This is a genomic window from Salinimicrobium profundisediminis, from assembly GCF_026241755.1.
Taxonomy (GTDB): domain Bacteria; phylum Bacteroidota; class Bacteroidia; order Flavobacteriales; family Flavobacteriaceae; genus Salinimicrobium; species Salinimicrobium profundisediminis.
Genome location: NZ_JAPJDA010000001.1, coordinates 1 through 21,180 on the forward strand (window position 1 = coordinate 1; position 21,180 = coordinate 21,180).

The following is a 21,180-nucleotide window of genomic DNA, read 5'->3' on the forward strand; positions in this document are numbered from 1 at the left end:
TACGCCGGGGCCGATGGGCATACCACTTTTGCAGGTATTTTCAGGAGTCAGTGGAGTGGTGTGAAAAATGCCCCCGAAGCCCAGGCTTTTTCCTTTGGCACCTATGCCGGGAAAAATGTGGGAGTGGGACTTTCGGTAGAAAATGACCGCACTTTTGTGGAGCAGCAAACCTTTGTGACTGCCGATTTTTCCTATAGGCTTCCCATGAACGAGCAACTTGACCTTTTTCTTGGGTTAAAAGCGGGTGGAAATTTTTACAATGTAAATACCTCCGAGCTTGAGACCTGGAATTACGACCTGGATCCGTCGCTGGTGGGCCTTAGCCGGTTCAACCCTAACGTGGGGGTGGGTGCTTATTTAAAGCATGAGAAATACTATATTTCTCTATCGGCCCCAAAGATCCTCGAGACCAAGCGGGCACGAGAAGAGGAAGGCATAGTAACTACGGCGGCAGACAGGGTGCACATGTATTTAAGTGGAGGATATGACTTCAGGCTGAACAGCACGTTGGAATTAAAACCTTCTGTCATGCTGCGATATGTGCATGGCGCCCCGGTTTCGGTAGATTTTACAGCCCTTATGAATATTCATAACAACTTTGAGATTGGAGCAGCTTACAGGACCGATGAGGCCATTAGCGGCCTTGCTTTGATCAAGGTGATCGACTGGTTTGATTTTGGTTACGCCTATGAATCTTCCCTGCGTTCGGAATTACAAAATGCAAGCAACGGCACCCATGAGCTGTTTGTGAGGTTTACACTGAAGGATTAGTAGATAGTTTCTGATCTTGATTAAGCTTCAGGATTTATTTCAGAAATAATAAATAAGAATCTGCTGTGGTAGAAATACCCGGCAGATTTTTGTTCTTTAAGGCTGAAGCAAAAAACTTCCAGATCACTCAGCACTATGCAAAAATTTTAGATAGAAAAATCAGTGATGATATTGCTCTATGAGAAAGGTTAAATTCCTCTTTGGACGCGTTAAGTTTGAAATAGGGATTTCACTAATATTAAGCATCGAAAAAAAGTTTAGCTAAGACAATACATTTTCCCTAAATGAAAATAACGTAAAAAACAGATGCTAATTTTCAGATATAAGAATTAATATTTTAGGAAGTTCTTCATCTGTATTTTAATTGTGAGAGTCAAATCCACTAAAATTTTAAGATAATAAACAACCAAAAAAATTAATTATCATCCATTACCAGCGCCATTCAAATTTTATGACGGCAGTAAACAACAGCTAATATTTTTTTAATAGGAATTCAGCATAGCGTAAGCCTGAAACAATCTTATTATTACGGTTTTTCGCTTTGTCTTCAAAATTATCCAGTGTTCTTTTCTCAATTTTTCTTCCTTTGATAAAAAGCATGCGTATATTTTGCAATGAATTAAGGTTAACAAAGGGATTATCATCTAACAGGATTAGATTAGCTTCTTTTCCTATTTCTATACTCCCTGTATTTTTCAAGAATGCATGTGTTTTAGAAGGATTTACTGTAGCAGTCCTTAAAACATCATAATTGCTTAGGCCAGCCAATTTGTACAATTCCAATTCTTGATGAATAGAAAAACCAGGTAAGGTAATTCCAATACCTGCATCTGTTCCGCAGACAATGGTCACCCCTACTTCAGCTAACTTCCTAATTGCCAAAAGATGGAAATTATGCTGAGCTTCAATTGCTTCAGATATTCCTGGATTCTTGAGTTTTTCAGCACTCCACCTGTCATATTGGGCTTTACTATCTACCATTCTTATCAAAGGATTCATATAATCCAGTTCATTACTGGACATAATATCCTTTTCCCCGAGCAAATGATAAATATTACGATATACAGCCAATGTAGGACATAATGCTGAATTTGAATTTGAGGCGTACAAATTTACTACCTCTTGAAGTTTCACGGTATCTAATTTATATTTTAAGGGTTGTTGCACAATATCTTCAGCATGTTCAATGGTCTTAACAGGGTTTGTAAAATGGGATGCATAAGGTAATTTTTCGCTGGGATGAGCCACTATATCGATGTTTTGTCTCCTGCTCTCGTCAATAATTGCATCAAATATTTCTGGTGTTAGTCCATTGTATATTTTAATAAAATCATATCCTTTAGCTTTACAAGCAACTACCATTTCCCGACCTTCTTCCGGAGTAAAAATTTGGAGGTTGTCATCGCCTACATATTCAGGGCCTGTCAATTTGGGGCCAGAAGTGTAGAAATTTGGAGCAAGAATTTTATTTTCTAAAATGTCCTTTTTCAATCGAAGGTGCATGGGCTGCCCCCAGAGATTTCGGACAGTTGTAACGCCTTTTGAAAGATAAAGTCCCAGCTCATATCTGTCCCACACATGCACATGCATGTCGGTTAGCCCGGGCATTAGAAATTTATCCTTTCCGTCAATATAGTCAAGGCTGGGATCTTTTAAATTCACCCCGATTTTTGCAATCTTCCCGTCGATTATTTTTACGTCCTTATTAGTTAGTATAGTATCGGCCGTCATAGGAATAACGTTAACATTTTTAATGAGGTAACTATTAAATTCAGTACCTGGATTATTGTTAATTTTCAGGTATGAAATATTCCTGTTATCTATTATAATGGCCGATAAAAGGATAACAACACAAAGGGCAATAATCGTGAGAAGCGAAACCAAAGTTTTTTTAAAGAATTTCATTCTTAAATAATTACGTCAGAAAATACTTTATTACAATTTAAGCCATAATAAATTTGGCTGTAGATCTATGGGTTATTTTACGATATTTTTCACTCTAATTTTATTAGGTGTTTGAAATAACAACATTGCCTGTTTTATGCCCTTTTTCAATAAAGCGATGGGCTTCTGATAATTCTTCTAAAGGAAACTGTTTGTCAATTATTGTTTGAAGTTTTCCAGCATTGTAAACTTTTAGAATTTCACTTAATAAATCCCGAAGTTTATCATTGCTTTTGGTTCCTGTTGCCTGAAAGATAGCCTTCTTAGAAGATAAAGTTGTCCTCATCATGTTGAGTAAAAGAAATATTCTCAACACCGGCGAGATGTAAACTCCTTTTTCAGAAAGGATCTTTCTGCACTTTCTAAAAGAAGACTTCCCTACTGTATCAAATATTATATCATATGTTTTATTACTGTTAGTGAAATCTTCATGGTTGTAATCGATCAGTTTTTCTGCTCCTAGAGACTTGACCAAAGTGAAATTTTTAGCACTGCAAACGGCTGTAACATGACAATTTTTCTGGTATGCAAATTGAACTGCTGAAGTGCCGAGTGCTCCTGAAGCTCCGTTTATTAAAACTTTTTGGCCAGGTTTCAGCTTTGCAAGCTCTACTAGGAAATTAAAGGAGGTTAAATGACCGTCACAAAAACACGCTGCTTCAGTAAAATCTAATGAAACAGGCATTTTTAATATCACAGCATTTTCAGAAATTGTAAGATATTCTGCATTAGCCCCAAACCCCAAAGTAGTTTCCCCAAACACGCGGTCTCCCTGACAAAACTTTGTTACTTTTAAACCGACCTGCTCCACTGTTCCACTAAAGCCTGTACCAGGAATGGAGTTTTTTGGCTTTCTTAATCCCAAAAACAACCTGGCGAAACTGGGTTTCCCCTGGCGCATCAAAGTGTCAGCAGTTGTAGCTGATGAATTTATAATTTTAATCAGCACTTCATCCTTTTTAGGCTTCGGGGTTTTGACTTCCTGAAATTGAAAGACATCGGGGGAGCCATATCCTGTTGCTACTATTGCTTTCATTTTTTTATCACTCATGAGTTGCTGTTTAAGATCAAAGAAAACAAAGGATCAAGAATTCAAAATTGATTCTCTTTATTGGGTTGTTTTATTTTGGATGTTTTACCTTCTTTCTTAGAATTTTTACAATTCGGCTATAAAAAATCTCTGATAAATTCCAGTTATATCCGTCAAAATTGGTGGTATTCGTAAATTGAATAACAACTGTGTCTATGTCTTTATGATATTTAGCAATTGTTTGATATCCAGGGATAAGGCCTGTATGTTCATATTCATAGATTGAAGAATAAATTTCCTGCTCTCTTTTATTCTTAAATACAGAGCTATCATTTAAAGCTCTAATAAACTTTCCCAAATCCTCTGCTGTAGCAAGCATTGCATCATTATTGTCTGCTTTTAAATCATATTCGTAGCCCACATAGTACCCACTCATGACATCATCCAAATTTACATCTTCGATAGATCCATAAGTATTTTTGAGGTCAAGAGGATCTAAAATCACCTCGTGGATATACTGAAACTGGTTCTCACCTGTTACTTTTTCTATAAGTTTACTCAGGAGTAAATAATTTGTATTACTGTATTTATAATTTTTCCCCGGCTCAAAGTCTGCGGGTTGATCAAGAACTAAAGCCAACTGTTCATTTTCACTTTTTTTTGGATGAACCCAGTAATTCTTGGTGTCGGTATAATTGGGAATACCACTTCGATGCTGCACCATCATTCGCACGGTAATTTTATCGGCATTCTCTACCCTTCCCACAAGTTCAGGAAAATAATCAGCAAGAGTATTGTCCAAAGCCAGACTTCCATTGTTAGCTAATTTTGCAATAGCCACAGCAGTATATAATTTACTTACACTGGCAATTTTGAACAGTGACTGAGGATCGGCAGGAATTTTGTTTTCCCTGTTTTTGTAGCCTGCAGCATAATAGGCAGGTTTTTCTCCATTTTGATCTACATAGACGATCATGCCGTCAAACCCGTATCCAATTGCATCATCAACCTGTTCCTGAACTGTATCGGGCAATGGCATAATCCAAGCCTTAATTACTATCCATGGGACAAAGTATAATGAGGAGATACTTGCAATAATTAATAATATTCTAAACATGTTTTTTAATTTTTGTGATTTCATAATATCCTGTTTAACGGTAAATCATTTTTTTTTGATTGATTAGAAACAGGGTTTCCGCACACTGAATCTTCAATGATTTTTTGTTTCTCAATGCTTAATTCTTCTTTCTATTAACAGCCTATAAATTTAAGTAATATGGTCGCCGTAACTATCATTCCTACTCCCAATCCAATTAGTGTCCCAGACCAGGTTTTTTTTCAAATAATTTCCCAAGACCAAGCAACGTAGAGCCGGTCGTAACAATGAGCAGCATTACATAAAATATGACATTATAACCCCATTTTTTTGTTATTTCACTTTGTTGATATTCCATTACTTAGTCTTCTTTATGAGTTCCTTACCGGGATTTCTAAAATTTCTTTCTTTTTAATTTTTTTATCAATTCCTAAATTCCTGCCCGCTTTAGATTTCCATTTAAGTCCAAAAAACGGACTAAGAAAATAAATCCTTCTAATCCCAAATTCGTAAATAACAAAGCAGCCTATTCCTGTAAATGCGACTATGGTGACAAATTTCAGGAAGACCGGGATATCAAACGGCAGGATGATCATTGAAGCCGCATACAACACGAACATGTGAATGATATAAACGGGATAAGCTGCCCGGCTAAGGTATGTTAATGTGTGACCGGGCTTGTTGAGATATTTAAATCCAAGCCCAAAAATGGCAAAGATCCAGCAATTAGATTCCAGGGTCAATAAATAGGCTGGGGGCACTAAATTGAATAGAGTAAAACGGCCTAAGCAAAGAGTGAGGGCAAGACCCAGATATAGCCATTTCCACTTAAGCACGGTTTGCCAGAAGGTTTCTCCAATGAATACGAAAAAGAAACCAAAAAAGAAGGCAATCATTCCAAGAAAGAAGCCGTGCCAGGTCTCCGCGTACATTTCAAATACCTGTGGCTTTACTAAAAGAACTTCCAGCGCAAAAAATATGGTTACGGAAAGTGGCCCTGCCGGATACCTCATCCAGGAAGAAATTTTTCTTACAAACCTGCTGTCCCTTATTTTCTTCAGATAAAAAAACAACGGAAAAAAAATGAGTATATAAACGAAAATATTGGCAAGAAACCATAAATGACCCTGATGGGCATAGTATCCCAGAGGAAGATGATAGTACTTCTGAAAAATGAGAAAATGCAATGGAACAATAGCAATAACTCCAAAAATATAGGGTAAAAGAATTCGTTTACTCCGCTCCAGTAAAAGTTCTTTCCAGTTGCGTTTCTGCACTGCAAAATACACTCCCATACCAGAAACATAAAACAATAACGGAATACGCCATATGTTAAGCATACTCATGGGCTTCCATAAGCTTTCCATCAATTCATCACTTCTTATAAAACCAATGAACATTGCCCAGGGCTGAAAAACAATCGCAATATGATAGATTAAAAGCAGTCCTATCGCAATCACCCGCAACCAGTCTATATCGTACCTTCTTTGTGTTTTCATTTTTCTTTAGATTAAAGCGTAATTACTGTAACATCATGGCAATAACAGGGCGATTTTTTTGAATTTGTTCCATGTTCAATTGCAGGCCTAAAGGGGCCATCTGTTGTTGTATCATTTCATAAACAGGTTCAATTTCTGAAAATGGTCCCGACACGGTTTCTCTGGGAGTGGCTCCAAAATTATTCAGCAACGTCTTATCTGCGTGGGCATCTATTAACAGTTGTACAATTTCCACACGGCCAAAGAAGGCAGCGGTGTGCAGGGGAGTAGAACCGTCGTTGTTCTTTAATGAAAGATCGGCACCAGCATCGATAAGCTCCCTGGCAATTCTGGTTTTCCCAAATGCCGCCGCAGTGTTTAATGGAGTGGAACCGCTAAACTTATCTTTTGTATTGATATCGGTTCCACTTTCAATATGTTGCCTAACCACTTCAATGCTATTAGACATAACTGCGGCATGAATATCCATTTGCGGTTTCTCAACTACAAATTGTTGAGTATCCTTCTTCTTGTTTTGGCTACAGGCAGGGAATAGAACCATTATCATTACCAGACTCAATAAACTTCTTACCACATTTACTTTAATTGCTTTCATAATTTAAAATTTTAGATTTTGATTATTAAATTTTGTTTGGCACAAAGATGCTTACATACCTCTTGGAAGATATACCAGTGATGAGGCTAAATGCATAAAGTTTTAAAAGAGAGATATAAATTATGAGGCAGAAGTATAAATTATGAGGCAATTCGGGTTTAAGGTGTACCCTTGTGAAGAAATAAAGCGAAAAGAAGGTTAGATATTTTTTCATTAATTTAACCCTGTTATTTAATGCAATGTCAGCTAATAAAACAGACAGAGTAGATTTTCTTGACAAGGCAACCGAAATAATCGTAAAGAATGTTTCTAACGAGCGTTTTGGAGTCTCTGAACTGGCGGAAGAATTACATATAAGCCGCTCTAATTTGCTAAGAAAAATAAAGTCGGCTACAAATTTATCTGCAAGTCAGTTCATTCGTAAGGTACGGCTAGAAATGGCTATGGATATGCTGAAGGACACCTCCCTGACGGTTTCGGAGATTTCGTATAAAGTTGGTTTTGGCAGTTCCTCATATTTTATCAAGTGTTTTAGGGAACAATATGGCTATCCACCCGGAGAAGCAGGAAAACAAGAAGCGGGAACACCGAAACCCGAAGAACAAGTGGAGGAAGCTTTCGAAACTTCAGCCAGAAAGTCCCGGTTATTTTCCAACCCCATTCTGATACTTGCAATTTCAGCTTTAGTTGTTGCAGCTATTTCCTTCCTGATTTTTTATGACCGGCCCCTGGAGCAAGAGCTGAACTTGCAGCCAGAAAAATCTATTGCAGTTTTGCCATTCAAGAATGAGAGCAGTGATTCTTCAAACCTGTACTTTGTTAACGGGCTGATGGAATCTACATTGAACAATCTGCAAAAGATCAAAAACCTGCGGGTACTTAGTAGATCTTCTGTTGAAAAATACAGGAACAGTGTCAAGACAATTCCCGAAATAGCCCAGGAACTTAATGTGAGCTATCTGGTTGAAGGAAGCGGGCAAAAAGTTGGCGATCAGGTTTTACTAAATATTCAGCTCATTGATGCTTCCGGGGACAAACATCTTTGGGCAGAGCAATATAACCGTGAAGTTGTAGATATATTTGCCATTCAAAACGAAGTAGCGACCAAAATTGCCAAATCTGTTAAAGCAATTGTTACCCCGGCCGAACTCAGGCAGATCCAAAAGCAGCCTACAGAAAACATGCTGGCATATGATTATTACCTTCAGGGGCTGGATCCTTTTTTATCCAGGACGAGGGAAGGTCTTGAAGAAGCAATTGATCTTTTTAAAAAGGCTATAGATGAAGATCAGGAGTTTGCCCTTGCTTATGCTAATGTTGCAATATCTTACTACCTGCTCGAAATGTTTCAAACCGAGAAACAGTATACCGAAGAAATCAATAGTTACTCCGACAAAGCTTTGCTGTATGATTCTAAATCGGCTGAGAGTCTAACGGCAAAAGCCTTTTATTACATTCAAACCGGGGAATATACCCTAGCACTTCCATATCTTGAAAAAGCATTGGAGTATAACCCAAATTCCTCCCTTGCCATCCAGATGCTTGCTGACTTCTATTTTCGGTTAACTCCAAATACTGAGAAATACCTGCAATATGCCTTAAGGGGCACTCAGATAGACGCGATGGGTAATGATTCCGTCACTAAAAGCTATGCGTATGTGCAGCTTAGTAATGCTCTTGTTTCAAGCGGATTCATAGATGAAGCCTTAAAATATACAAATATGTCCCTTGATTACAACCCAACAAATTATTATGCACCTCACTTAAAGGCATTTATACTTTTTGCTAAAGACGGAAATGTGAACCGCACTCAAAAACTCTTGAACAGGGAATGGAAAAAAGATACCACCCGTCTGGATATTTTACAGGATCTAGCCAAAATGTTTTATTTGAAAGAAGATTATGATAGTGCTTATTATTATTTTCAAAAATTTGTTGAGGGTAGAGAAAAGAGAGGACTGGATATTTATAAGCAGGAAGATGCTAAAATCGCAATGGTATATGAGAAGGTGGGGCAAAAAGAAGAAGCAAAAAAATATTTTAAATCCTTTTCAGAATATTGTGAAAAGGATCAGTCGGTTTACAGAAATGCAAATCTTGCTGTGAAATTTGCTTATGAAGGGAAAAAGGAAGAGGCAATAGAGCAGCTTAAAATATTTTCGGGTACTGACAATTATCCCTATTGGTTTCTCATGATCGAACAGGATCCCTTATTTAAGAACTTAAAAAATAATCCGGAGTTTAAAATAACCGTGGCAAAGATCAAAAGGAGGTTTTGGAGGGAACATGAAAGAATGAGTTTAGCTCTTGAAAGTGGGGGGTTATTATAATTCCCAGTATAGAAAATATAATGAAATTCATCCTGAAATCTCTACAGCAGTGAACGGAGTAAATTTATTCTATTATAACTCAAGGGTATGACCATCTGGAGCCGTCAAAAATTTACTACACAGAAAAAGCCGGAAATGATCCGGCTTTTTTAATATTCGGTTCTTATAAGAGTCCTTCATCAGCAAATGAAAAGTACTTGCCTTCCGGAGTAATAATCAAGTGGCCAGGAGCTTTATATCGAGGTCACTAAATAAAATCCCAATAAGCTCATTATAAAGCTGTTGTGGTTTTTTGTTTTCACACTATCTCCAGATCTACAATTACAATCCGGAATAACTTATATTCTTCTTTCCTTCTGAACAGGTCATTTCACCCTCTCTTTACAGAAATATGAAATCCTCTTCATCTGTCGTTATATTTTATTTATCTGATGTTTTTTTAACAGAACTAAATAGTACATTTGATCGTGAAAATGATCAAAACCCTGTTTATCGTCAACCATAGGATTTTCCTGCTCCTGCTGCTTTTAAGTAGTAGTAACAGCCTTTTTTCTGCCAATTGGGAAGATCTTATTCCGGAGGAAAAAAACATTCCGCAGGAAGTTTTAGAAGACTCTTTTGAAGAACAGGTAGACGATCTTTTTGAGTCAATCCTGCCAAACCATAAGAACCCGGTTTTTGTAATTGTAGGGTTTGGAGTTGCTGAAGATTTTGATGCCCGCATTCACAATCACACTGTAACCTCCCTAAGTTATATTAAACGCTCCCGCTATATTTTTCCGGGACTGGGTCTCAAAAAGGTCATTTTTCCTTTCCATGTTTTTCTTTAAAATTTAAGCTTCAGTTTTACGGAAGGAAACCTTCCACCTTTACAGTGTTACCAACCGGCAGACACTCTAAATCAATACCTGAATTTTAAAAAATAAAGAAAATGAAACTAGATATCATCATTGTAGATCTTGCCCTTGTGGCAGCAATTTTTGTCCCTTACCTCCTATTTATATTGATTGGAAGAAAGGAAGTAAAAAAACTAAAGGATAAATTTTCCGAAGAGGCGAAAAGACATCAGTTAAGCTTCGACGAAAAAACTCTATGGAATAACAACATCATGGGGCTGGATAGAAAAAGTGCTAAAATCCTGTTCGTTCAAAAAAGGAAATCAGGAATATTGGCAGAAATTATAAATCTCAGGGAAGTCACAAAATCTGAAGTTCTTAAACATGTGCAGACCGTAAAAGTCGACCAACGGACAGAAGATATCCTACAAAAGCTTGAACTGAGATTACAATTTCATAATGGCTGTGAACAGATTTTAGGCCTCTACGACTGTGAAGAAAGTTACGCGCAGGACTATGAACTAAAAAATGCGGAGAAATGGAATGCAATCATTAATTCGATCGTCGTCTTTCGTCCAACAATTAATTCTGCTGCATAACGCATTCAGGAGAAGAGAACTTTTGAGAAGGTTCTCTTCTCTTTTTGCTAACTTTTAGGAGCTAACTTAATTTTAAATATTAATGATACTACAGTTTTTATTATTGATTGCCGGACTTCTGTTACTGATCAAAGGCGCCGACTGGCTTGTGGAAAACTCTTCTGCCTTTGCCCGCAAAAAAAATGTTTCTGATCTTGCCGTAGGCCTCACCATTGTTGCTTTTGGCACCTCGGCACCCGAACTTGTGGTGAACGTGGTTGCAGCGTATCAGGGTCATGATGATATTGTGTTTGGCAATGTGATAGGAAGCAACAACTTCAACCTCTTTTTTATACTTGGGGTAGCAGGACTCATTTCCCCATTGCTGGTACAACAGACCACAGTTTGGAAAGAGATCCCAATTTCGCTTTTGGCTGCAGTCGTCCTTTATTTCCTGGTCAATAACTTCTTTTTGGATACTGAAGGAATTTTAGGAAGAGGCGATGCTTTTATCCTCATCCTGTTCTTTCTGGCCTTCCTTTACTATGTATATACCCAGTTAAAGGATGTACCTTCAACTTCACCTGCAGCGGTAAAAGAGATCTCCAATACCAGGATCTTTGGTTTTATTGCTCTTGGACTTGCGGGGCTTATTATTGGAGGAAGACTTGTAGTAGAAAATGCCATGGATATCGCCTCAAGCCTGGGAGTGAGTGAAAAGATAATCGGGATCACCATAGTTGCTGCCGGAACTTCTTTACCCGAACTCGCCACTTCAGTAATTGCAGCCTTTAAAAAGAATAATGATATAGCTGTAGGGAACATCGTGGGTTCAAACATCTTTAATATTTTCTTCATTTTAGGCTTAAGTGCCCTGGTTAAACCTATTGGGTACGATATAGTTTTCAACACAGATCTTTACCTGCTGTTTGGCGGTACTATTCTGCTGTTCCTGTTCATGTTCCTGGGCGGTAAAAGAAAACTCGAAAGATGGGAAGCCGGGGTTTTGCTGCTGTTGTACCTCGCCTACACTACTTACCTGGTACTTAACGAGCTGTAGATCTTTAGCACTAAAAATTAATTATTGAATATGAAGAAAAAGAAAATGCCAATGCACTGGAAGATCCTTATTGGGATGAGCCTGGGCGTTATTGCCGGCCTGGTTTTATCACAGTTCAACTGGGGGCCTTCTTTTGTGCGGGATTGGATAAAACCTTTTGGAAACATCTTCATTAACGCACTTAAACTTATTGCCGTACCGCTTATCCTCGCCTCTTTGATCAAGGGAGTATCTGATCTTAAAGATCTCACTAACCTCTCAAAAATGGGCTTTCGCACGGTCTTTACTTTTATTCTAACCACTGTCACCGCAGTAAGTATTGGCCTGTTACTGGTCAATCTTATCAAACCTGGGGCTTCAATTTCTTCGGAAACAAGAACAGATCTTTTGTCCAGCTATGAAACTGAAGCCACCTCAAACATTAATAAGGCTTTTGCACAGCAGGAAACAGGGCCTTTGCAGGGATTGGTAGATATAGTTCCTGAAAATTTTATGGCTGCCGCCGCCGATAACCGAAACATGCTGCAGGTGATCTTTTTTGCACTTTTTATTGGTGTTGGCCTTATCCTTATTCCCACAGAAGCGGCAAAACCTGTCAAGGATTTTTTCGATGGATTTAATGAGGTCATTTTAAAGATGATCGATATTATCATGCTCGCGGCACCATACGGAGTATTTGCACTGCTGGCAGCATTGATTATAGATTCTCCCAGTACCGACCTTTTTGCCGCACTGGGAATGTACGCTCTAACGGTAGTTTTGGGCCTCATACTTATGGTGGGCGTGTATGGACTCATAGTCTACCTGTTTACCAAAAGATCTCCTTTAGCTTTTTACAGGGGAATTGCCCCTGCTCAGCTTCTGGCATTTTCTACCAGTTCAAGCGCAGCCACACTTCCGGTTACTATGGAAAGGGTGATAGATTATCTGGGAGTGCCAAAGGAAGTAGCAAGTTTTGTGCTTCCTGTAGGCGCCACAATAAATATGGATGGTACCAGCCTTTACCAGGCGGTGGCGGCAGTTTTTATCGCCCAGGCCTTTGGTCTTGACCTTTCCCTGGCTACACAGCTGGGAATAATTGCAACTGCCACCCTCGCCTCCATAGGATCGGCTGCTGTTCCGGGTGCCGGAATGGTGATGTTGGTGATAGTACTCGCACAGGCGGGAATCCCCGAAGCCGGACTTGCCCTCATCTTTGGAGTAGACCGCCCACTCGATATGTGCAGAACAGTGGTGAACGTTTCGGGAGATGCGGCTGTTTCCTGTGTCGTCGCACAATCTATTACTAAACCCGTTGAGTCTATCAAAGTTGTACCAAAATTTAACCCTTAGATTATTTGCCGGGGATTCAGTCTTGCTGCTGCTTACTGAACAAAAAGCCCAGGGGTTTTAAGATGCCTACATGATTAAAAATGACTGTGACCATAGCCATTACGGGAATAGCCAGCACCATTCCTACCAGGCCCCAGATTGCTCCTCCAAGAATAACAAACACAATAACAAAGAATGGGTGCAGCCCAACTTTATCCCCAACCACATAAGGCTGGAGCACGTAACTTTCCAGGAATTGAGAAACCGTAAAGGTAACCACGATTCCCCAGAGTACGTCAATATTTCCCGAAGTAAGATATCCAAAAACCATAGCCATGGCAAAACCTATTATATTGCCAACCCACGGAATGAGAGTGAGCACTGAAGCAATAACACCTACCAGCAGGTAGTTATGCACACCCGACAATCCGAGGCCCACAGAGTACAACACCGCCAGGATAGCCATCAATATCAACCTGCCTATAAGGTAATCCTGGACCCTTCTTGCAGAAGACTCCAATATCTTTCTGGCCTTTATTCTCTTTTGCCCTTCAAAGTATAAAAGTATAAACTCAATAAAATGCCTCCGGTAATAAAGAAGAAAGAACATATAAATAAAGGTAATGAGGTAAGTTCCCATAAAGTTGAGGGAAGACCTTAAAAAAGACAGCGCTTTAGCCGCTTCTACCATCTGGTCTTCAAAAAATGGTAAAGAGCCGGCTGAATAATAATCCTGAAGAGAAGTCTTATTAAGGGGAGTATGCTCAAACAGGAAGCTCTTAAAACTTTCAATCTCGGGCGCCATTGCCTGCTTTATTACGGGCCACTCATTAAAAAAACCCTGTACCTGCATAGAACAGAGAACTAAAAAACCCAGCGAAAAAATGAAGATAAGCAGGGTACCAAGCATAGAAGAAACTCCTCTATGGTGAATTATTTGTTCCAATTTCCGGGTGGCAGGAAGTACCACTAATGCCAGCACCAAAGCAAGAATAAGAGGAGCCAGAAAACCCTTCGCAGCTGCCAGTCCCAAAAAAAAGAAGTAGAGCCCTAACACGAGCATAAATACTTTCATCCCAATCCTAAACCCTCTACTCATAAAATCTAATTTTTAGTCTGCTCCTTTTCGTTTTTCTTGAAAATCTATCCCTCTTTTAGCATCCGCTCCCAACCGTACTATAATTTAAAAAACTGTTACTAGTGAAGCTAAGCTAGAAAAGGATTTGCGTTATAATCATGATTTTACATTTTATTAACTACTTAAATATCATTTAATTAAAGAACAAATCATCGCCCCCGCCTCTGCCTGTTAATTGAATATTATTTTCCCCTAATTCTTTCTTAAACTTCTTGCAATCGGCCATTGTAGCGGGTAAATTTAAACGGAAATGAATTTTTAACCCCCAGGAATTTTATTCAGAAACACCTTTTTTGAATGGTAAAACAGGGAATGACCGAATGAGAATTGAACACAATGGAAGTAAAGATTAAAGAGCTTGAACAAGTAAGAACTGAGGTTGAGAAGCTTCAGGCCGGTGATGAGAACTTCACCAATAAACTCATGCAGCTTCTCGACAAAACCACCAGCCAATTAAGTGAAGTTGATGACCAGCAGGAGATCAACTGGACAGCTAAAAGTTTCGATATTCTTATGGACATCAGGAACCAGAAAGTTCAGGAAAATGAGACCGATCAAAAAGATCTTGCCCTTACTTATTTAAAAGAAGCCCTTGATTCGGTGATCATTCGGGAGAAAAACTACCTGAAATAGCCCAGCTTAAAAGTTCCTTGAAAAATGCTGCAAAATGTCATTTTGAAGAAGTATTTCAGTAAAAAAATAAAATCATACAGATCATGAAACATATAAAAATCCTCCGGCTGGTATTAAGCCTCAGCTTTATTGTAATCTTCAGTAGTTTAGCTACTGCACAGGACCTTACTCAGAATTCAAATAACCCGCAATTGGAAATGGCGGCAAAGGAGAGAGTGCAAAAATGGGAAAGAGAACTCTCTTTAAGGGCTAAGCAGGCTTTACTCATGGAAAAGAAATTTGTGGAATTCGATATTAAACGCAAAAAACTGTGGAAGGACAATATTTCAGAAGAAGAAAGGCTTGACCGACTTAAAAACCTGAAGATACTGGAGACCCGGGAAGTAAGGGATATACTTACAAAACCACAATTTGATCGCTATTTACTCGTCCTTGAAGAAGAGGCCGAAAGCACCGCTCCACCCCAAGACGACGGAAAATAATTTCTGAAGTTTACTTCGGAAAAAATCAGTTTTCAGTAATAAGACGGAGGAAAACAACAGCAGACGGAGTCTCAAAAATGCCATTTTTGAGCCCTTTTTCTTTCAGTAATAAATTTTCCTCTCACAACTTTCATCCTTAATTTTGAAGAAAACCCAGCTCATGCAGAAAAAGAAACTCGGAAACACCAATTTAGAAATTTCACCCATAGTCTTTGGCGGAAACGTCTTTGGCTGGACGCTTGATGAAAAAGAATCCTTCAAAATTCTTGACCAGCTCTTTGAAAAAGGCTTCACTACTATAGACACTGCCGACTCTTATTCTCACTGGGCACCCGGAAATAAGGGCGGTGAAAGCGAAACCATAATTGGCAACTGGCTTAAAGAAAGAGGTAACCGGGAAGACCTTATTATTGCAAGTAAGGTAGGCTCAAATCCCGGGAAAGAAGGAAGAGACGTTTCCAGAGATTACATTATCAAAGCAGCCGAAGATTCTCTACAACGCCTGCAAACAGACCATATTGATCTCTACTTCACACATTGGGACAATGAAAATACACCCGTAGAAGAAACGCTTCGGGCTTACGAACAGCTTATTGAACAGGGCAAAGTGAGACATATAGGTGCTTCAAACCTCTCTCCTCAAAGGATCTCAACTTCCTTAGAAAAAGCCGGGGACAGCGGACTTCCAAAATATGAAGTCCTGCAGCCCGAATACAGCCTTGTTGAAAAAGCCAAATTTGAAGAAGAATACAAGCCCATTGCAGAAAAGAATGAGCTGGGCGTAATCACTTATTTTTCGCTCGCCAGCGGCTTCCTCACTGGGAAATACCGTAAAAAAGAGGATCTGCAGGGTGCACGCGAAGAAATGGTGAAAAAATACTTCAATGAAGAAGGCCTTGGCAAACTAAAGGTTCTTGACGAAATTTCTAACAACCACGGAGTTTCTAATGCAGCGGTGGCCCTTCGATGGCTAATGCAACGCCCGGCAGTAACCGCACCCATTGCAAGTGCCACCCGGGAAAGTCACTTAAAGGCTTTTGAGGAAGCAGTAAACCTGCAGCTTTCAGCAGAAGAAATGGAAAAACTGAGTAAGTAACTTTCAAATTTTCCTACATATCATCAGGTTCAAAGATTTCTGAAGCCGGCATCTTACATGATGCTGAATGGGAGCAATTCTTAGAGAAAATCTTTTTCTTCTTCCGAAGAAAAAGATTTTATAATCCAGGTTTTCTTAAACAAGATTTACTGCGGGATTTCGTACCTTTAAAAGAAGAATTTGACAGCCGAATCAAATTCTTTTATTAAAGTTTTTCGGGAGAAAAATTTATCTCTTGAACATTATGAAACCCATTGCTTTACTTTACTCGACAGTAGATGGACAGACCAAAAAGATCTGTCATTTCCTGGCGGAATATCTACAACAAAAAGATCACCCCATCTACCTTTGTCCTCTCGACTCGTTTGAAGAAGAACTTTCTAATTTTAAGTCCGTCGTTATTGGAGCCAGCATCAGGTATGGAAAACACAGGCCTGAAGTAGGAAAATTTATTTCAGAAAACCAGCAAGACCTGGAAAAGCTGAATACTGCTTTTTTTTCGGTTAACCTCGTGGCCCGCAAGGAAGAAAAAAACACGCCCGAAACCAATCCATACTTTATCAAATTCCGGGAGGAAGTTCCCTGGAAACCTGATCTTGCCGCAGTATTCGCCGGAAGTCTTGATTACAAAAAATACAGTTTTTTTGACAGGATAATGATCAAAGCCATCATGAAATTCACCGGCGGCCCCACCAAAACACCAAAACCTATAGAATATACCAACTGGAAAAGGGTTCAGGAATTTGCAGAACAGCTTAGCGCCCTACAACAGAAAAACCAGGTGCATTCCACGGAAGAAGTCGAAGGTTAAAGCAAAATACCTTTCAAAAAGGGTATTCAAAAATGTCATTTTTGACACCCTATAAATTCAGAATTACACTTTAAGATGGAAAAAGTCAGTCGATATTTTTTGTCTAACTCCCGATTTTCTCTTTTAGCTCCTGCAGGTTCACGGTAGATTGTTCACCGCTCTTCATGTCTTTAAGGGTAAACTGCCCATCTTCAATTTCTTTGGTTCCCGCCAGCACTACAAAAGGAATTTCCCGTTTGTTGGCATGATTCATCTGCTTCTTCATCTTGGCTTCTTCAGGATAGAGTTCGGCTGCAATTCCGGCAGCGCGCAATGCTTTTATGGCCTTAAGACAATACAGGCTCTCTTTATTTCCGAAGTTAATGAACAGTACCCTCACATTTCCGGCAACGGTTTCAGGAAATAGATCGAGTTCTTCGAGCACAAGGTAAATACGGTCAAGCCCAAAAGAAATTCCAACACCACTCACCCCGCTCATTCCGAAGATCCCTGTGAGGTCATCGTACCTTCCACCTCCGCCAATGCTACCCATGGCAACACCTTTTGGCGCTGAGACTTCAAAAATGGCACCTGTATAGTAATTTAAGCCGCGGGCAAGGGTAACGTCAAGATCGAGATTTGCCTCATAAAGCCCAAGTTCGGCAAGGGCATTATTGATGAATTCGAGTTCTTCAATTCCTTTTTTGCCAATTTCAGAAGTTGCTAAAATGTCTTTTAGCACCTCAATTTTTTCTGAAAAACTTCCGTGTAAATCGAAAACCCTCTGGATCTTTTCAATTGCTTCCGAAGAAATTCCTTTCTCCTGCATTTCCTTCTTTACACCATCTTCCCCTATTTTGTCAAGCTTATCTAGAGCAACCGTGAAATCTATAAGTTTATCAGATTCGCCAATGACTTCAGCAAAGCCTGAAAGCACCTTGCGGTTGTTCATTTTTATGGTCACTCCTTTTAAGCCCAAAGAAGAAAAAACGGCATCATACAGCTGCACAAATTCTACTTCCTGCCACAGGCTGTCACTGCCCACCACATCGGCATCACACTGAAAGAACTCTCTAAAACGCCCTTTTTGAGGCCTGTCTGCCCGCCACACCGGCTGAATCTGGTAACGCTTAAAAGGAAATTCGAGCTCATTTCTATGCTGCACCACATAACGGGCGAAAGGTACAGTAAGGTCGTATCGCAGGGCTTTTTCGCTTATAGAAGAGGTGATCTTAAGGCTGTCTTTTTGGTCAAAAGCCTCCTGATTTGCTTTTTTAAGGAAATCTCCTGAATTAAGGATCTTAAAAATAAGCCTGTCGCCTTCATCGCCATATTTCCCCATCAAGGTCTCACTGTTTTCAAAGCTGGGGGTTTCTATAGGCTGAAATCCGAATTTCTCGAACTGCTCCCGAATTGTTTGCATTATAAAATTTCTTTTCGCTACTTCGGAAGGAGAAAAGTCACGGGTTCCTTTGGGTATAGAAGGTTTTTGGGCCATTTTTGATCTTGTTCTTTAAGGCACAAATATCTGAAAAATAAAAAGAATCCCGAAGAAGGATTTGCTCTGTGTTTTGTAACAACAGCCAACGAAATGCGTCTAACTCCTAAACTGAAACTTCTGTATGTTTCCACTTTTTAAAGAAAACTTTCGAATTGCCTTCTTTTCCATTAAAAGTCAGGTATTAAGAACTGTGCTCACCGTGATGATCATAGCTATTGGGATCACTGCACTTGTAGGCATTTTAAGTGCGGTTTCGGCACTTGAGAACACCATAACCAGCGATTTTGCTTCTATGGGGACCAATACTTTCAACCTGCAACGTTACGATTCCCAAATACGGGTGAATGGCGGAGAAAGAGAGAAGATAAACCCGATTATAAGTTATCGGGAAGTGAAGGAATTCAGGGACAATTACGAATTCCCACAAACGCAGGTGTCTATTTCATTTACCGGAACCTCGCGGGCAGAGCTTAGGCATGAAAGTGAAAAGACTGATCCGGAAGCCAGTGTTTTGGGGGTAAATGAGAATTATGTCTCTAATTCGGGGCTTAGCGTAGAAGAGGGGCGGGATTTCAGCATTTTTGACATTGAGAACAATAACAATGTAGCTATTATTGGCGCCGACGTTAAAAACGGAATCCTTGAAGGCATGAATCCGCTGGATAAAATCATATCCATCCGCGGGGTGAAATTCAGAGTGATTGGGGTGCTGGAGTCAAAAGGATCTACCTTTGGAAACAACCAGGATCTTAGGGTACTTATTCCGCTGCAGGTAGCCAGGTCTATGTTTACAAACTCTAATATTAACTACAATGTGAGTGTGCGTGTGGAAGACCAGGAGATGCTCGAAGGCGCCCAGGACGAAGCAATTATTACCTTTAGAAATGTTCGCGGACTCAACCCTGTAGAAGAAAATAATTTTGGTATTGCCAAAAGTGACGATCTGCTTAACCGCATTTTTTCAATCACCCAATACCTAAATATTGCTGCGTGGGTAATCTCTATCATTACTATTTTTGGATCTTCTATTGCCCTTATGAACATCATGCTCGTTTCGGTAAGTGAGCGAACCCGGGAAATTGGGGTGCGAAAAGCTTTGGGAGCCAAGAAGAATACCATTGCTTTTCAATTCTTCATGGAAACCCTTATCATTGGGCAAATGGGGGGAATTATTGGTATTATCCTCGGGATTTTAATTGGCCTGGCAGTATCTACTTCGGTTGGCTTTGATTTCACAACGCCGTGGATGGCTATTATTTGGGCTACCGCAATCACTATTATCGTTGCTGTTTTAGCCGGTAGTTACCCTGCAGCCAAAGCAGCCAAACAAGATCCTATAGAATCGCTTAGGTATGAATAAATTAAGTTTTTGAGTTATGAGTTGTGAATTATGATAAACTGCGAACTCCGAACTCTTTAACTCTTAACTAAGGTTCAGGTGTTTTTCAAAGAAGTTGTACAGGTCTCCTTTTGTGATCACTGCTCCCTGCTGAATAAGCGTAAAAATATCCCTGTTGCGGTCGTCACTGATATTCTTTGAGGAAGTATATAGGGAAACACGATCATCCATCAGGTTTTGCTGCAACCACGCATATCCATGTCTTGTAGTAACATCAACTGCTTCGTTCTTTACCTCTATGGCAATAAGGTTTATGGTGAGTTCGGTAACCTTGAACAAGTAGATCTGGTTAGGCGAGAAATGCTCCAGGTATTCAGCTTTATTGAGTACTCCTTCCCACACCAGGTCACTAAACATATCCAGCTCCTGCTCTGCCACTTCAGGTTTATTGGTTTTTATCTCCGTCCACTCCTCTCCTGTTATGGACTGGCTGGCCAAAAAGTTGATAAATTCCTGCTGCAACTCTTCAAATTGCTCTTTTGTTAATCGGGCGTACTTCATTCTGAGGGTTTAATGTGTAAGGTTTAATTTTCTAAGATCTTTTTATTAACTCTGAAATTTTAACCATTAACCAAATAAAAAGCCCACTTCGTTAGAAGCAGGCTTTATATAATATTTGTTCAGCAATTAAGCTTGTGCTTCAGCTACAACTTCAAAGCTGTAGTTAGTAACTACTTCACGGTGAAAACGCAAAGTCGCTTCGTACTGACCTAATCTTTTGATGTTACCACCTGCAATAGAGATGTATTTCTTGTCGATATCAACACCTTCTTTTGAAAGCGCTGCAGCAAGATCGGCATCGGTTACAGATCCATAGATCTTATCACCTGCACCAGCTTTTGCTGTTAAAGTGATCTCTATGCCCTGTAGCTTAGCAGCCTGAGCTTTAGCCTCGTCAATTTGTTTTTTCTCTTTGTATGAACGCTGCTTCAAAGTCTCTTCAAGGACTTTTCTTGCAGAAGGGGTTGCCAATACAGCAGCACCCTGAGGGATCAAAAAGTTTCTGCCGTAGCCCGGTTTTACCGATACAACATCATCTTTAAATCCTAATTTCTCTACGTCTTTCTTTAATATCAATTCCATAATAGCCC

Annotated in this window: 20 protein-coding genes; 11 read left to right on the forward strand and 9 right to left on the reverse strand. The window is 39.6% G+C overall.

Annotation, left to right across the window (positions count from 1 at the left end):
• Positions 1–771: PorP/SprF family type IX secretion system membrane protein (locus OQ279_RS00005; RefSeq protein ID WP_266067698.1), on the forward strand; the 771-nt coding region annotated here is incomplete at its 5' end.
• 471 nt (positions 772–1,242) lie between these two features.
• Here OQ279_RS00005 and OQ279_RS00010 read toward each other — a convergent pair.
• The 5 genes from OQ279_RS00010 to OQ279_RS00030 form a co-directional block, all read right to left on the reverse strand.
• A complete protein-coding gene (locus OQ279_RS00010; RefSeq protein ID WP_266067699.1) occupies positions 1,243–2,676 on the reverse strand; it encodes an amidohydrolase family protein in 1,434 nt (477 codons plus the stop codon).
• Between the two features lie 103 nt (positions 2,677–2,779).
• On the reverse strand, positions 2,780–3,664 hold the full coding sequence (locus OQ279_RS00015) for an NAD(P)-dependent alcohol dehydrogenase (RefSeq protein ID WP_266067700.1): 885 nt from the start codon (positions 3,662–3,664) through the stop codon (positions 2,780–2,782).
• A gap of 172 nt (positions 3,665–3,836) precedes the next feature.
• Positions 3,837–4,862 (reverse strand): serine hydrolase domain-containing protein, encoded by a 1,026-nt coding sequence (locus OQ279_RS00020; RefSeq protein ID WP_266067701.1) that lies wholly within the window; start codon positions 4,860–4,862, stop codon positions 3,837–3,839.
• Between the two features lie 350 nt (positions 4,863–5,212).
• A complete protein-coding gene (locus OQ279_RS00025) occupies positions 5,213–6,340 on the reverse strand; it encodes an acyltransferase family protein (RefSeq protein ID WP_266067702.1) in 1,128 nt (375 codons plus the stop codon).
• Positions 6,341–6,362: 22 nt separating this feature from the next.
• Positions 6,363–6,935, reverse strand: coding sequence for an ankyrin repeat domain-containing protein (locus OQ279_RS00030; protein ID WP_266067703.1), 573 nt, complete (start codon positions 6,933–6,935; stop codon positions 6,363–6,365).
• A 239-nt stretch (positions 6,936–7,174) separates the two neighbouring features.
• Here OQ279_RS00030 and OQ279_RS00035 point away from each other — a divergent pair, with 239 nt between their 5' ends.
• From OQ279_RS00035 to OQ279_RS00055, 5 genes are all read left to right on the forward strand, one after another.
• Positions 7,175–9,265: a helix-turn-helix domain-containing protein gene (locus OQ279_RS00035; protein WP_266067704.1), complete on the forward strand. Its 2,091-nt coding sequence runs from the start codon at positions 7,175–7,177 to the stop codon at positions 9,263–9,265.
• Between the two features lie 461 nt (positions 9,266–9,726).
• Positions 9,727–10,095 (forward strand): hypothetical protein, encoded by a 369-nt coding sequence (locus OQ279_RS00040; protein WP_266067705.1) that lies wholly within the window; start codon positions 9,727–9,729, stop codon positions 10,093–10,095.
• A 101-nt stretch (positions 10,096–10,196) separates the two neighbouring features.
• Positions 10,197–10,700 carry a hypothetical protein gene (locus OQ279_RS00045; RefSeq protein WP_266067706.1) on the forward strand — a complete coding sequence of 168 codons (504 nt, stop codon included), beginning with the start codon at positions 10,197–10,199 and terminating at the stop codon, positions 10,698–10,700.
• Positions 10,701–10,782: 82 nt separating this feature from the next.
• Entirely contained in the window at positions 10,783–11,739 is a 957-nt protein-coding gene (locus OQ279_RS00050; RefSeq protein ID WP_266067707.1) for a calcium/sodium antiporter, read from the forward strand.
• A 30-nt stretch (positions 11,740–11,769) separates the two neighbouring features.
• On the forward strand, positions 11,770–13,071 hold the full coding sequence (locus tag OQ279_RS00055; RefSeq protein ID WP_266067708.1) for a dicarboxylate/amino acid:cation symporter: 1,302 nt from the start codon (positions 11,770–11,772) through the stop codon (positions 13,069–13,071).
• Positions 13,072–13,087: 16 nt separating this feature from the next.
• Here the strand turns inward: OQ279_RS00055 and OQ279_RS00060 are convergent, their stop codons facing one another.
• Positions 13,088–14,149, reverse strand: coding sequence for an AI-2E family transporter (locus tag OQ279_RS00060; RefSeq protein ID WP_266067709.1), 1,062 nt, complete (start codon positions 14,147–14,149; stop codon positions 13,088–13,090).
• A 375-nt stretch (positions 14,150–14,524) separates the two neighbouring features.
• Between OQ279_RS00060 and OQ279_RS00065 the strand changes: the two genes are divergently transcribed.
• The 4 genes from OQ279_RS00065 (at position 14,525) to hemG (ending at position 17,210) form a co-directional block, all read left to right on the forward strand.
• Complete coding sequence (locus OQ279_RS00065; RefSeq protein ID WP_266067710.1) at positions 14,525–14,821, forward strand: hypothetical protein; 297 nt, start codon at positions 14,525–14,527, stop codon at positions 14,819–14,821.
• 83 nt (positions 14,822–14,904) lie between these two features.
• Positions 14,905–15,303, forward strand: a complete 399-nt coding sequence (locus tag OQ279_RS00070) for a hypothetical protein (RefSeq protein ID WP_266067711.1) — start codon at positions 14,905–14,907, stop codon at positions 15,301–15,303.
• A gap of 160 nt (positions 15,304–15,463) precedes the next feature.
• Positions 15,464–16,399: an aldo/keto reductase gene (locus OQ279_RS00075; protein WP_266067712.1), complete on the forward strand. Its 936-nt coding sequence runs from the start codon at positions 15,464–15,466 to the stop codon at positions 16,397–16,399.
• A gap of 244 nt (positions 16,400–16,643) precedes the next feature.
• Positions 16,644–17,210: a menaquinone-dependent protoporphyrinogen IX dehydrogenase gene (hemG, locus tag OQ279_RS00080; RefSeq protein WP_266067916.1), complete on the forward strand. Its 567-nt coding sequence runs from the start codon at positions 16,644–16,646 to the stop codon at positions 17,208–17,210.
• 103 nt (positions 17,211–17,313) lie between these two features.
• Here hemG and hisS read toward each other — a convergent pair whose 3' ends face one another.
• Positions 17,314–18,687, reverse strand: coding sequence for a histidine--tRNA ligase (gene hisS / locus OQ279_RS00085; RefSeq protein WP_266067713.1), 1,374 nt, complete (start codon positions 18,685–18,687; stop codon positions 17,314–17,316).
• Between the two features lie 124 nt (positions 18,688–18,811).
• On the opposite strand from hisS, the gene OQ279_RS00090 reads away from it, so the two are divergent.
• Positions 18,812–20,050, forward strand: a complete 1,239-nt coding sequence (locus OQ279_RS00090) for an ABC transporter permease (RefSeq protein ID WP_266067714.1) — start codon at positions 18,812–18,814, stop codon at positions 20,048–20,050.
• Positions 20,051–20,113: 63 nt separating this feature from the next.
• Here the strand turns inward: OQ279_RS00090 and OQ279_RS00095 are convergent, their stop codons facing one another.
• Positions 20,114–20,590 (reverse strand): DUF6495 family protein, encoded by a 477-nt coding sequence (locus OQ279_RS00095; RefSeq protein ID WP_266067715.1) that lies wholly within the window; start codon positions 20,588–20,590, stop codon positions 20,114–20,116.
• A gap of 126 nt (positions 20,591–20,716) precedes the next feature.
• Positions 20,717–21,172 (reverse strand): 50S ribosomal protein L9, encoded by a 456-nt coding sequence (rplI, locus tag OQ279_RS00100; RefSeq protein WP_266067716.1) that lies wholly within the window; start codon positions 21,170–21,172, stop codon positions 20,717–20,719.
• Positions 21,173–21,180 lie beyond the last annotated feature (8 nt).

What these genes read in the sequence shown, in the direction of transcription:
- OQ279_RS00095 (WP_266067715.1), bottom strand. Translation starts at nt 20,590, where the DNA reads ATGAAGTACGCCCGATTAACAAAAGAGCAATTTGAAGAGTTGCAGCAG.
- OQ279_RS00020 (WP_266067701.1), bottom strand. Translation starts at nt 4,862, where the DNA reads ATGTTTAGAATATTATTAATTATTGCAAGTATCTCCTCATTATACTTT.
- hisS (WP_266067713.1), bottom strand. Translation starts at nt 18,687, where the DNA reads ATGGCCCAAAAACCTTCTATACCCAAAGGAACCCGTGACTTTTCTCCT.
- OQ279_RS00045 (WP_266067706.1), top strand. Translation starts at nt 10,197, where the DNA reads ATGAAACTAGATATCATCATTGTAGATCTTGCCCTTGTGGCAGCAATT.
- OQ279_RS00025 (WP_266067702.1), bottom strand. Translation starts at nt 6,340, where the DNA reads ATGAAAACACAAAGAAGGTACGATATAGACTGGTTGCGGGTGATTGCG.
- OQ279_RS00065 (WP_266067710.1), top strand. Translation starts at nt 14,525, where the DNA reads ATGGAAGTAAAGATTAAAGAGCTTGAACAAGTAAGAACTGAGGTTGAG.
- rplI (WP_266067716.1), bottom strand. Translation starts at nt 21,172, where the DNA reads ATGGAATTGATATTAAAGAAAGACGTAGAGAAATTAGGATTTAAAGAT.
- OQ279_RS00055 (WP_266067708.1), top strand. Translation starts at nt 11,770, where the DNA reads ATGAAGAAAAAGAAAATGCCAATGCACTGGAAGATCCTTATTGGGATG.
- OQ279_RS00090 (WP_266067714.1), top strand. Translation starts at nt 18,812, where the DNA reads ATGTTTCCACTTTTTAAAGAAAACTTTCGAATTGCCTTCTTTTCCATT.
- OQ279_RS00070 (WP_266067711.1), top strand. Translation starts at nt 14,905, where the DNA reads ATGAAACATATAAAAATCCTCCGGCTGGTATTAAGCCTCAGCTTTATT.
- OQ279_RS00010 (WP_266067699.1), bottom strand. Translation starts at nt 2,676, where the DNA reads ATGAAATTCTTTAAAAAAACTTTGGTTTCGCTTCTCACGATTATTGCC.
- hemG (WP_266067916.1), top strand. Translation starts at nt 16,644, where the DNA reads ATGAAACCCATTGCTTTACTTTACTCGACAGTAGATGGACAGACCAAA.
- OQ279_RS00030 (WP_266067703.1), bottom strand. Translation starts at nt 6,935, where the DNA reads ATGAAAGCAATTAAAGTAAATGTGGTAAGAAGTTTATTGAGTCTGGTA.
- OQ279_RS00050 (WP_266067707.1), top strand. Translation starts at nt 10,783, where the DNA reads ATGATACTACAGTTTTTATTATTGATTGCCGGACTTCTGTTACTGATC.
- OQ279_RS00075 (WP_266067712.1), top strand. Translation starts at nt 15,464, where the DNA reads ATGCAGAAAAAGAAACTCGGAAACACCAATTTAGAAATTTCACCCATA.
- OQ279_RS00035 (WP_266067704.1), top strand. Translation starts at nt 7,175, where the DNA reads ATGTCAGCTAATAAAACAGACAGAGTAGATTTTCTTGACAAGGCAACC.
- OQ279_RS00060 (WP_266067709.1), bottom strand. Translation starts at nt 14,149, where the DNA reads ATGAGTAGAGGGTTTAGGATTGGGATGAAAGTATTTATGCTCGTGTTA.